The organism is Salegentibacter maritimus (genome assembly GCF_016236975.1).
Taxonomy (GTDB): Bacteria; Bacteroidota; Bacteroidia; order Flavobacteriales; family Flavobacteriaceae; genus Salegentibacter; species Salegentibacter maritimus.
This window is the reverse complement of sequence record NZ_JAEHNY010000005.1, coordinates 15,947-28,376: the sequence shown is the minus strand read 5'-3', so window position 1 is coordinate 28,376 and position 12,430 is coordinate 15,947. Positions and strand designations below refer to the sequence as shown.

Annotated in this window: 8 protein-coding genes; all 8 read right to left on the bottom strand. The window is 37.1% G+C overall.

The window, feature by feature from the left end; translation table 11 throughout:
* Positions 1–19: 19 nt before the first annotated feature.
* Positions 20–724 carry an NUDIX hydrolase gene (locus I6U50_RS06490; protein ID WP_193709996.1) on the bottom strand — a complete coding sequence of 235 codons (705 nt, stop codon included), beginning with the start codon at positions 722–724 and terminating at the stop codon, positions 20–22.
* A gap of 211 nt (positions 725–935) precedes the next feature.
* Positions 936–2,612 carry a sodium/sugar symporter gene (locus tag I6U50_RS06485; RefSeq protein ID WP_193709997.1) on the bottom strand — a complete coding sequence of 559 codons (1,677 nt, stop codon included), beginning with the start codon at positions 2,610–2,612 and terminating at the stop codon, positions 936–938.
* Between the two features lie 82 nt (positions 2,613–2,694).
* Positions 2,695–3,690: an aldose epimerase family protein gene (locus I6U50_RS06480; protein WP_227740288.1), complete on the bottom strand. Its 996-nt coding sequence runs from the start codon at positions 3,688–3,690 to the stop codon at positions 2,695–2,697.
* A 10-nt stretch (positions 3,691–3,700) separates the two neighbouring features.
* Complete coding sequence (locus I6U50_RS06475; RefSeq protein WP_198638260.1) at positions 3,701–5,524, bottom strand: DUF885 domain-containing protein; 1,824 nt, start codon at positions 5,522–5,524, stop codon at positions 3,701–3,703.
* Positions 5,525–5,527: 3 nt separating this feature from the next.
* Positions 5,528–7,375, bottom strand: a complete 1,848-nt coding sequence (locus I6U50_RS06470) for a CocE/NonD family hydrolase (protein WP_198638259.1) — start codon at positions 7,373–7,375, stop codon at positions 5,528–5,530.
* 196 nt (positions 7,376–7,571) lie between these two features.
* Positions 7,572–9,590: a protein-disulfide reductase DsbD family protein gene (locus tag I6U50_RS06465; RefSeq protein ID WP_198638258.1), complete on the bottom strand. Its 2,019-nt coding sequence runs from the start codon at positions 9,588–9,590 to the stop codon at positions 7,572–7,574.
* Positions 9,587–10,897, bottom strand: coding sequence for a tRNA lysidine(34) synthetase TilS (gene tilS / locus I6U50_RS06460; protein WP_198638257.1), 1,311 nt, complete (start codon positions 10,895–10,897; stop codon positions 9,587–9,589). The genes I6U50_RS06465 and tilS overlap by 4 nt, the downstream gene beginning before the upstream one ends.
* A gap of 96 nt (positions 10,898–10,993) precedes the next feature.
* Positions 10,994–12,292, bottom strand: coding sequence for an aminodeoxychorismate synthase component I (gene pabB / locus I6U50_RS06455; protein ID WP_198638256.1), 1,299 nt, complete (start codon positions 12,290–12,292; stop codon positions 10,994–10,996).
* Between the last annotated feature and the right edge of the window lie 138 nt (positions 12,293–12,430).

Below are 12,430 nucleotides of genomic sequence, written 5' to 3'. Positions count from 1 at the left end.
TAAATGCTGTTTTTAAGTCTTAGGCTATTTTAAAATCATAACCTGACTCTAGAAGCTCCTGATAATTCTCATGATCAAATTTATAGAGAAAAGCCCCTCTACGGGAAGTAGATTTATCTTTTTCGTCTAGTTTTACAAGCACATTAAGAGATAACACCTTTTTACGAAAGTTTCGTGCATCCAATTCTTTCTGGTAAATAGCTTCATAAAGCTGTTGTAACTGCGGAATAGTAAATTTTTCAGGGAGTAATTCAAAACCAATGGGTTTATACCTGGCTTTTCTTTTTAATCGCTCTAAAGCATCTTCCACCATTTGATTATGATCCAATACCAATTCTGGTAATTTATCTATTTCATACCAATGTGCCCCATGCTTTTTAACCAGTTCTTTATCATATTCATCTAATCTAATCAATGCATATTGCCCTATGGAAATTGAACGAAAACCGGGATCCCTTTCAGCTTTACCGTAGCTTCTAAGTTCTTCCATAAACACATTTTCCAAACCGGTAATTTCTGTTAGGACACGTTTTGCCGCCTGGTCTACATCCTCTTCCAATCTTACAAAACTCCCTATTAAAGACCAGGAATTTTTTAAAGGTTCAACCCTTCTTCTAAATATTAATAGCTTTAGTTTACCTTCATCGAAACCAAAAATTATACAATCGGTAGCGACATACATTTTATCGTTCTTACTGTAAAAATCTTCCTGGAGTCGAATCATTTATATTTTAAAAGTTTGGGTTTACATAGGTTATCCCTTAAAAATACTCAGGATTAAAAAATTATTATTTCTCAATTAAAAACCTCTTATTAGTTCCGAAAGCATCATTTAAGATATATTCCGTAAAAAGAGAGATTGTCTAAAAAGCCTTAAGTATATACGTAAATTTCAAAGTTTAAAGACTTTCCAGACAATCCCTTTATTTTTTTATTTACCAGAACATGGCGTAAAGCATAGTAACAATTAAAAGGATTGCAAAGGCACCAATATTAAATGCCGGGCCAGTATTAAACAATTTACTGCTAAGTTCAATCCCTTTTTCGTGATCACGCCCTTTATTTTCAGCCAAACTAATTACTACCATAATCAGCATGGTTAATAACCAGGTTATCATCATTTGATGCATAAACGGAAGGGTTACAAATATAGCACTGTCTATCCATCCGTTAGGTCCTACTTTAAAGAATAAAGCGATTGGGATAGAAGCCAGCACACCAAATATAGCAGCTTTGTTTGTGGTCTTTTTCCAGAATAAACCTAACATAAATACGGCTAAAATTCCGGGACTAACCACCCCTGTATACTCCTGAATATACTGGAATACCTGACCTAAGTTCTTTAATTGCGGAGCAAGAATTACGGCTATCACCAAAGCAGCAGTTGCAGAAAGCCTTCCTACTTTTACAAGATTCTTTTCCGAAGAATTCTTACCAAAATATGGTTTATAAATATCCATGGTAAAAATAGTGGCTGTAGAGTTAAGCATAGAAGCTACCGAAGAAACAATAGCTGCAGCAAGAGCTGCCAATACCAATCCTTTTAAACCTGCCGGTACAAATTCCTGAATAAGCCATGGGGCGGCGTTATCATTTATAATATTTCCAGTATCACTAAAGAAAGAACTATCGGTAAAATCCAGGGAAATAGCACCATCTGGTCCCGTATTCATTACGAAGGCAATGATCCCGGGAATAACTACAATTAACGGAACAATTAACTTTAAGAATCCGGCCAGGATAATCCCTTTTTGCGATTCCCTAAGGCTTTTTGCTGCCAGGGTACGCTGAATAATATATTGGTTAAACCCCCAATAGTATAGGTTTGCTACCCATAAACCTCCAATTAAAACAGCAAGGCCTGGAAGGTCCCACCAGGCATCCTTTCCATTTGGTGTTATAATTTCACCTTTATCAAGAATCATAGAAAATTTTTCGGGAACCTGCTCGTAAACCGCAACCATTCCAGAGATTACACCACCATCTTCGGTTACGTGAGACAATGCGATAAAGGTAGTAATAAGCCCTCCAATAATTAGTAATACCACCTGTACAACATCGGTCCAGGCCACTGCCGAAAGTCCGCCATACAAAGAATAAGCAGCCGCAAAAAAGGCAAGACCAATAATTGCATATATAAAGAAAGAGCCATCACCGGTACCCATAATAGTATCTAGCGCAGTAGCTCCAAGATATAGTACCGAGGTTAGGTTAACAAATACAAAAAGGCAAATCCAAAAGACTGCCAAAATTGTTTTTAAATTAGAGCCATACCTAACTTCTATAAACTCCGGGATAGTATACAAGCCTTTATCAATAAAAATGGGCAGGAAAAATTTCCCAACCAATAGTAAGGTAATTGCCGCCATCCACTCGTAGGAGGCAATGGCAAGGCCAATAGCAAAACCCGAACCCGACATACCAATAAACTGCTCGGCAGAGATATTGGCAGCTATTAAAGATGCTCCAATGGCCCACCAGGGCAAGCTTTTGTCTGCCAGAAAATAACCTTCAGAAGAATCTCCTTTTCCTCGTGACACGTACAAACCTACGCCCACAATTAAAAGTGCATATGCTGCAAAAATAATTTGATCTAGTAATCCAAATTCCATAAGTAAGCTGTTAAAAACCCATATTTAATTGGGTGTTAAAATTAAATGTTAGAAAATTTTATAAGGGTGAAGTTCAAACTTGTTATTTCGAGACTAAAAACTTATAACTTATTCTGTTATAATATGTTTCTCCTGGTTTTAATACGGCATCAGGAAAGTTCCTAAAGTTTGGGGCATCAGGAAAATTCTGAGCTTCCAAACAAAGCGAAGGATACTCTTCTGCAATTGGCGTATAATAATTTAGGTCTTCGGGAAGAGTCTCAGGAGCATAAGCTACCATGGCTTTTTGATTGGTCTTTACCTCCATTTTTATGCCGGTTAGTGGTGCAAAAAGCCTTGCAGCCACTTCATCTTCTCCAGATTTTAATACAAAACTATCATCCAGGCTCCTATTACCAATTAATTTACTTTCGCTAAAGTTTTTAGGGTGCTTTTTTAGTTTGGTTAAATTTCCGGTTGGCATTAAGTTTTTATCTACCTCCAAAATCTTTTCAGCATTAATCTTTAAAAAGTGATCGCTTATACTTCCTCCGCCATTAAGGTTAAAATAAGTATGATTCGTAAGGTTAATCACCGTCTTTTTATCGGTGTGTGCCGAATATTCTATTTGCAGTTCATTTTCTTCTGTAAGGGTGTATTTCACTTCAACCTCAAGGTTTCCGGGATAATATTCTTCTCCATCCTTACTAAGATAAGATAGTGTAACCGAAGGGTTGGGGGCTGTAGTTTCCTCCTTAATTTCCCATATTTTATATTGAAAACCTTCCCGGCCACCATGCAAATGCACTCCATCCTTTTCAAAAAGCTTGTAAGTAGTTTCATCCAATTCAAACTCGCCATTAGAAATCCTACCTGCGTAGCGTCCCACTGAAGCACCAAAACATTTATTGTGCTCTTTATAAACCGAACGAATAAATTCTTCTGCACGGGGGCTCACTACTACGTTTACAAGGTTCCCGCTTTTATCTTCCAGTTTAAATTTAAGCACTGCAGCACCGTAGTTTAGAATATCCAATTGGCTACCTTTGTTATTTACAAGGCTTACGGTTTTAAGGTCTTCTTTTTGTAAAATTTTCAATTTCTTTATTTTAAAGGTTATTTTTAGAAATCCAGGCGTTTACTTTTTCTGTAAGGATATTCAAAGGTAAGGCTCCATTAAGAAGAATCACATCGTGAAACTCCCTAATATCAAAATCTTCTCCTAATTGCTCCTTAGCATGCTCCCTTAGCTCTAAAATCTTATTCATTCCAATTTTATAGGCTGTTGCCTGGCCGGGCATTACAATATGCCTTTCTACCATTTTAATACAATCACTTTCAGCATTTGGGGTGTTCTCTTTATAATAGGCTATCCCCTCTTCCCGAGTCCATTTCTTAGCATGAATACCGGTGTCTACTACCAGCCTACAAGATCGCCAAAGCTCCATGGCCAATCTTCCAAAATCTGAATAAGGATCTCGGTAATAACCTATTTCCTTTGGCAACAATTCACTGTAAAGTCCCCAACCTTCAACATAAGCCGTGTAAAAACTAAATTTTCTAAACTGTGGCACATCCTCTAATTCCTGCGCGATAGCAATTTGCATATGATGCCCTGGGATACCTTCGTGATAAGCCAAAGCTTCCATTTGGTAGGTAGGCATTGCCGCCATATCGTATAAGTTTGCATAATAGGTTCCCGGTCTGGAGCCGTCTTTTGCCGGTTGTTGATAAAAGGCTTTTCCTGCACTTTTCTCCCTAAAAGGCTCTACCAGCTTTACTACCAATGCTGCATTAGGAGTAGTTTTAAAAAGTTTATCTAAATCTCCTTTCATCGTATTGATGATAGCTGTAGCCTCTTTTAAGTATTTTTGCCTCCCTAAAGAATCATTGGCATAATAAAATTGCTCATCTTCACGCATAAACGCAAAGAAATCCTGCAATGTTCCTTTAAAACCAACTTCTTCCTTTATTTTTTCCATTTCAGCATGAATTCGGGCAACTTCGTTTAATCCTATTTCATGAATTTCATTTGCTGAAAGATTTGTAGTAGTGTTTGTTTTTAAAGCATAGGCATAAAACTCCTCCCCTTTTGGAAACTTCCAGGCTCCCGCATCGCTATTTGCTCGTTTTTGTTGGTTTTCCAGAAACAAAATTAAAGCTTCATAAGCCGGTTTCACTTTTTTAATGAGCGCAGTTTCAGCTTTGGCCACCAGGTCTCTTTTTAGGTCACCAGTAATTTTAAGCTCGTTTATTTTTAATTTAAAATCTTCAAGCAAAGCGCTGTTCTCTGAAGATTTAACAAAGGGTTTAGCCTTAATCAAATTTCTACTGGATTCCAAGACCCTATCAAAAACAAATTTTGGAGGTACAATACCATTTTGCTCTCGTATTTTCAGGTTCCCAATAACGTCTTCCATAACCTCAGGAAATCCTTCTAATCTTGAAATATAAGCTTCGGCATCACTTATTGAATCTATACGGTGCATATTGATTAAAAATGCGGGAAGTTCTGCATGGTAACCATGCATTTGGTTTACCGGGTAATTGTAAAACCTATAATTATAATCTTCTAATTGATTTTTCTGCTTTTGAAGATACAACTCATAACTTAAACGAGTTTCCCGGTTTAGGCTGGAGGCATCTATTTTTTTTAAGTATTCTAAACGTCTTTTTGCCATATTACGTTCTTCTACGTACTTTAAATGAGAAAAATCGTCCCATTTCCCATAGTTGGTTTTTTGCCCAAGCCGGGTTTGCATCATGGGAGATTCAGCCACATCCTTTTGAAACTCTTCCTCAAAATACCGATTCAATTCGGCCGAATTTGCTTCAATTTCTTCTGCGGAATAATTTTCTTTTTGCTGATTACAGGAAATAATAAAAACCAGAATACCAAAAAAGAAGATTTTATGAATTAGTCTGAAGCTCATAAGTTATTCTTTAATTACTGAAAATTCTATCGAAGAATCCCCAAAAACAGTATGGGTTTGGGGCTGAAAATCTTCTACTTCAGCTTTAAAAATATTAGGCACATAAGTTTGCGGGTTTCTATCTATAAGCGGAAACCAGGTACTTTGGACCTGAATTTGCAATTTATGGCCTTTTTTAAAAGTATGATTAATATCCTGAAGCGTGATATTCACCTCTGTTTTCTTATTCGGTTCAAATGGCTCTGGGTTTTCGAAACTATTTCTAAACCTACCGCGCATCACTTCACTGCGTACCATCATATGGTAATTATCCATATCTAAATGCTCCATGGTCTCCTCATAATCTTCAGCATCTGGTGGATAAACATCTATTACTTTTACAACCCAATCTGCCGCAGTTCCGGTAGTGGCCACTTTTAACCGGGCTTTAATCTCCCCGGTTAGTTTTAAATCTTCTTCCAAAACTTCGGTTTCAAATACCAACACATCGGGCCTTCTAGCCGCGAAGCGCTGGTCTCCCGTCATATATTCCCTTGGCGTAAATACAGCTTTAATTTCGTTATTGTAAGAAACCGGTTTTGCCGGGTCACTTACAAAGCTTTCTTTATTATTGGTAGCTTCTAAGCTTAGATCCTGATTATCCCCAAGATAAAAAACTTTCTTTTCTGTGTTTTTTGGAGGCCAGGCAGGATAAGAGTTCCATTTTTTGGCTCCGGTATCGTAAACATAGGCTTCAGCAAGGTCTAAATCTCCTCTAGCATCGCCTTTTAGAAAATGATTAAAGAATTTAGTTTCAATATTCTTTTGGTAATCTTCAGAGATATTATCACCAAAATATACATTCCCTACGGCCTGTCTTTTGGTTTGCCTGGCCCAATCGCCGTGACTCCAGGGACCAAAAACCATAATATTGTAGTTATCGCTGGTTTCTTCAATCTTTTTGTAGGTATTAAACGGGCCATAAAGATCTTCGGCATCAAACAAACCACCCACAACCATAACCGCTGGTTTAATGTCTTCTAAATGCTGGATAATTCCGCGAGATTGCCAAAACTCGTCATAATTAGGGTGCTCTTTTAGTTGTTGCCAAAAAATATTGTCTTCGCCATAATATTTATCCAGGTTACTAAGAGGCCCTACATCTAAAAAAAACTGATACTGATCTTGCGTCCCTAATTCGGGTAAACTGTACCAGCTTTCGGTAGTAGGCCCGGTTTTATCGTATCCAAAAAGTGCCGTTGCCCGCCAATAACTTAATAGATAAGCTCCATTATGGTGAAAATCATCAAAAAAGAAATCACCAATTCCCGCTTGCGGTGACGAAGCTTTTAGGGCCGGATGCGCATCTATCAAAGAAGCCACCGCATAATGCCCGGGGTACGAAATGCCCCAGGTTGCCACCCTACCATTATTGTTTTCTACATTATTAATAAGCCATTCTATAGTGTCGTAAGTATCACTGGACTCATCAAATTCATTTCCTTTTTTATTGGGGATTATAGCACGCATATTGTCGTACTTTCCCTCACTCATCCAACGGCCACGAACATCCTGATAAACAATAATATTGCCCTCTTTCATCAAATACTCATTAGGCCCAATTAAGGAGCGAAATTGATCTTCGCCATAGGGTCTTGAGCTATATGGAGTACGCTGCATTAAAATTGGATATTCTTTAGAAGTATCTTTTGGAGAATAAATAGTAGTGTGCAGCCTGGTACCGTCGCGCATAGGTATCTCCACTTCTGTTTTATTGTAATGTTCTTTTACATTATATTCTTCCTGCGCATGAACACAAAAAGTTAAGAAACTAAAAAACAGAAATATAACACTAAATCGGAGTGATTTCATAAATAAGGCAGATTTTAAGCCCCCTAAGATAGAAATTACACCGGTAAACCTAAAAGAATTTTACTCGATAATCGAGTTTTAAATAAATCAGGCTTTGATTCTAAATTAAATAGAAATTCTAATCGATAACTTTTAAGCCTGCCAGGAAATAAATTCAGGTTAATCAGTACATGGTTTATACAAATTCTTAAGAGGTTTATTTCGATGTTTCCTGAAACTTTGCAAGTCCCTCCTTTAACCACGCCAGGTATTCTGAAGCCTTTGGGGTATAACCTACCGGTTCATTCAACATATCAACTTCGTTATCTAAAAGCACATAAAATGGCTGGGAGTTATTCTTAAAGTTCAGCGTTTGAAAAGTAGCCCATTTATCACCAATAGTTTTAATGGGTTTTATACCACCTTGCGGCTTCATATAATTAAATTGTGCTTCTTCCGGAAGTTCTTTTCTATCGTCTACATAAAGAGAGATAAGTACATATTCATCATTCAATATATCAAAAACTTCAGGGTCGCTCCATACCTGTTCTTCCATTTTTCGGCAATTCACACAAGCCCAGCCGGTAAAATCTAGAATAATAGGCTTATTTTGCTGGCGGGCAGCTTCCAGGCCTTTATCCCAATCTTTATAAGCTTCCAAACCTAAAGGTGCTTCGGTTCCTTTATCGTAGATACTATAAAATAAGGGTGGAGGAAAACCACTAAGCAATTTAAGGTTTGCTGCAGAAGTATTGGTTAAACCCGGAATTAAATAAAGTACAAAGAAAAAAGTAACGACACCTGCTCCAAACCTGGCTTTACTAATCCTCTTTTTAGGACCATCGTGCGGAAAGCGAATAAGCCCGAATAAATAAGCCATAAGTCCCAATCCTACAAGCACCCAAATTCCTATAAAAATCTCACGCTTTAAAAACCCCCAATGCTCCACAAGGTCGGCATTAGAAAGAAATTTAAAGGCTAACCCTAGTTCGATAAAGCCTAATGTAACTTTTACGGTATTTAACCAACCGCCACTTTTTGGTAAAGAATTAAGCCAATTGGGGAATAATGCGAACAATGCAAAAGGCAGTGCCAGGGCAAGGCCAAAACCTCCCATACCCATAGACAATTGCATAGCTCCGCCATCGCTGGTTAATGAGCCTCCAAGTAGCGAACCTAAAATAGGGCCGGTACAGGAGAAAGAAACCAAAGCAAGGGTAAGCGCCATAAAAAAGATCCCTACAATTCCCCCTACACTAGAAGCTTTATCGTCCATTTTATTGCTCCAGGAACTAGGTAAGGTAATCTCGTAATACCCGAAAAAGGAGAAAGCAAAAATGATAAAAATGATAAAGAAAACGATATTTAGCGTAACATTGGTAGAAATATTATTAAGTATTTCGGGGTTCACACTGTCTAATAAATGAAAAGGCAGGCTAAGCAAAAGGTAGATGGCGAATATAAAAACCCCATAAAGAATGGCATTTACCAACCCTTTTTTTCTGTTTTTAGCGCCTTTTGTAAAAAAAGAAACCGTTAACGGAATCATAGGAAAAACACAGGGAGTTAAAAGCGCAATTAAGCCCCCTACAAAACCAAGCAGGAAAATATTTAAAAAGTTATTTCCTTCTTCTTTCTCTTCGGGAGCAAATTTTTCCATTCCTGAAACATTAATATTCAATGCTTCGGTAAGTTCTTTATCTTTTTCTGAAATTTCCAGATTGGTAAAACCTTCGGTAATTTCATTATCCTGAAGGGAAATATTAAAACGTTCGGTATCGGGGGGCAAACATTTTTCGTCATCACAAACAGAAAAATAAATCTCGGCAACAATCTTAGGATTACTCCCGGGTTGCACTTTAATTTGCTGTGTAAATACAGCTTCACCTTCAAAATAGATAATATCGGCTTCAAAAACCTGGTCGTAAATAGGTGCTACATCAGGTTCTTTGGTATCTTCTATTAGCTCATAATTTTCCTCTTCATAATTATAGGAAAACGAAGTAGGTATTGGTGCGATATCAATATCGGCTTCTTTTTGGGAATATAAATGCCAACCTTCTTCCAGGTTTGCCGTAAAAACCAAATTAAATATGCTATCGTTTTCTTTTTCTACGGCAGCTTCCCAGGTAATAGGATCGTCCATTTGGAAGTCTTCACTACCATCGTTAAAATATTGCGCCTGTAACTGAAGAAATGGAATAAAAAACAAGAGCAGACTCGATAGATATTTCATAAACTAAAAGTAATTTTTATTATTTTTTGATCGGGTGAAGTTATGGAAAACCGTCTATCGGCCCGCTGATTTACCACCCAAACAATTTTTTCGCCAGAGCACAGCAACCAGCTGTTTTCTTTTTGCGGCAAAGATAATTTTTTGTTTTTAAAGAAGTCGCTTAACTTTTTCTTTCCTTTCATACCAAAAGGATAAAATATATCCCCCTGCTGCCATTTTCTAACTTTAAGAGGAAATTCCAGTTTATCGGGATTTACATAAATACAATTTGAAACTTTCTCATCTATATCAGCTACTTCTAAAAATGAAAATGTTCCCATAGGAAGCATCACAAAATCTTCATCTTTGGAGATTTCGTAAATTTTATCTTCGGTTTCATCAATTTCTGTGAGCAACAAGTAATCCCTATCCTTCACTAACCTGTGGGAAGTAGAAAAAACCATTTTACCGGGTTGAGCGTCTAATAAATGGTACACATCATTCCACTCGGTAAAACCAAAAGATTTTAGTAATTGGTATAAAACTGCAGCCTTATTAGGGATTTTTTTTAAATAATTTATATCCAGGCTATAGCCATAATCTGTTTTCTCAACAATTTTTGGATAAAGCAAGCTTAAATAATCCTCAACCAATTGTTCATTTTCTTTTAAATGCGATTGGGTCTTTAAAAAAGTATCTAAAAATTGCGGGTTCATTTCTTCTAAAATAGGCACCAGATCGTGCCTTATTTTATTGCGAAGATATTTAGTGGAGGCGTTGGTACTGTCTTCTTTCCATTCAATAGTATTCGCTATGGCAAAAGCCTCAATTTCCTTTCGGGAAAACTTCAACAAAGGCCTTATTATGTAATTGCTATCCACATTTATTCCGCTTAAGCCTTCCAAACCGGTTCCCCTTATTAAGTTAATAAAAAAAGTTTCCAGGTTATCGTTGGCATGATGTGCGGTTAAGATAAAATCAAATCGATGTTTAAGGCGTAGCTCTTCAAACCATTGGTATCTAAGTTCACGTGCCGCCATTTGGGTAGAAAGCTTATTGTCTTTTGCATATTTTACAGTATCAAAATTCTCTACAAAAAGCTCTGCTTGCATTTCTTTTGCAAGATTGGCAACAAACTCTTCATCGGCTTTGCTTTCTTTGTCCCTGAGATTAAAATTACAATGTGCCAGGCTCAAATCCAGTTTAGCTCTTTTACATAGATGAGTAAGAACCACGCTATCTACACCCCCACTTACGGCAAGTAAAATTTTACTGTTACACAAATAAGGAAATTGTGATTTAATCTCGTTTTTGAAAGCTTTTTCCATAAGAAATCAAAGATACAAAAACAGTTGGCAGTGTTTTAGCAAGCAGCAGGCAGAAATTAGAATACTGGTTTTTATAGCAAACAATATCGATCTATACTAAGAAAGCACCTTTCTCATAGCCAGGGCTTTTAGCAAGCATTCTTCGTACTCCTTCTCTGGTATAGAACCGGCAGTAATTGCGCCACCTACCGAAAAAGACACATATTTTTTATTCGAATTATATAAAATACTTCTTATAACCACATTAAAATCGAAATCGCCCTCTGGGGTAAAATAACCTACTGCCCCACTATACAATCCGCGTTTGGTTTCCTCCAGCTCTTCAATAATTTTCATTGCTGAAATTTTTGGAGCACCGGTCATGCTCCCCATGGGAAAAGTAGCCCGCAACGCCTCTACCGGCGGAATACCATTATCAATTTCAGCCGAAATGGTAGAGATCATTTGATGCACTTGTTTAAACGAATAAACTTCACAAAGTTCATCTACTTTTACACTGGCTTTTTTCGCAATTTTAGAAAGGTCGTTTCTCACCAAGTCTACAATCATCACGTTTTCAGATTGCTCCTTGGGGTCTTTTGAAAGTTCTTTTGCAATTTGAAGATCTTCTTCGGGATTTTTAGAACGCCTTGCGGTACCTTTTATGGGTTGGGATATTAATTTAGAGCCTATCTTTTTTAAATAGCGTTCCGGCGAAGCCGAAAGCAAATAATACTCTTCCAATTTTAAAAAAGTAGCAAAGGGAGGGCCCGAAATTTCGTTAAGGTCCCGAAATACTTCAAATGGTTCTATTTCCCTGTTATCTACAAAAAATTCCTGGCAAAAATTAGCTTCATAAATATCGCCACGCTGAATATAGGCGAGCATTTTATCAAGCTTTTGTAAATATTCTTCTTTTGAAATTCGGGATTGTATTTTCGCTTTTAAATCATCTCTTTTCGGTTGATGGCTATCGGCGACTGAGAGGTTTAAAATTTCACTGAAATCTTCTTCTATTTCATCATCCAACATTCTTAGGTAGCGCATTTCCAATTGATCGCCTTTTAGCAAAAATAATTTTTGAGGCTGAAAAAAATAAAGATCGGGAAAAGCTAAACCATCGAAATTCTTAGAAGAAAGATTTTCCACGTCATTCTTAAGGTCGTAAGACAAATAGCCAAAAATCCAGTCTTTGGTGGTTTGCTGATACTCCTGAAGCTTTGCAAAAGCCTGGTGATAATCGGTTTTTACAGCTGTAAATGCGCCTACGGCCAGCAATGCATCAAACTCTCCGTGATTTTGATGATAATTATTACTATCTAGCCACGCAATTTCCTCAAACCGCTTGCTCCATTGTAAAAGTTGCTTTTTAAACCTTAAAGGCTCTTTTAAAGTAAAGATAGTTGTTGTGCGCACCGACTATTAATTTGGAGCGCAAAGGTAAAAACAATTTAACGTAGTGCCTACTTTAATTCTTTTGCAGTTTAGCTTAAAAGCTTTTTAAAATATCGGCATTTAAAATTTTAAAGAAATAGGTGTAAATACTTATTGCGG

What these genes read in the sequence shown, in the direction of transcription:
- I6U50_RS06470 (WP_198638259.1), bottom strand. Translation starts at nt 7,375, where the DNA reads ATGAAATCACTCCGATTTAGTGTTATATTTCTGTTTTTTAGTTTCTTA.
- I6U50_RS06490 (WP_193709996.1), bottom strand. Translation starts at nt 724, where the DNA reads ATGATTCGACTCCAGGAAGATTTTTACAGTAAGAACGATAAAATGTAT.
- I6U50_RS06465 (WP_198638258.1), bottom strand. Translation starts at nt 9,590, where the DNA reads ATGAAATATCTATCGAGTCTGCTCTTGTTTTTTATTCCATTTCTTCAG.
- I6U50_RS06485 (WP_193709997.1), bottom strand. Translation starts at nt 2,612, where the DNA reads ATGGAATTTGGATTACTAGATCAAATTATTTTTGCAGCATATGCACTT.
- I6U50_RS06475 (WP_198638260.1), bottom strand. Translation starts at nt 5,524, where the DNA reads ATGAGCTTCAGACTAATTCATAAAATCTTCTTTTTTGGTATTCTGGTT.
- tilS (WP_198638257.1), bottom strand. Translation starts at nt 10,897, where the DNA reads ATGGAAAAAGCTTTCAAAAACGAGATTAAATCACAATTTCCTTATTTG.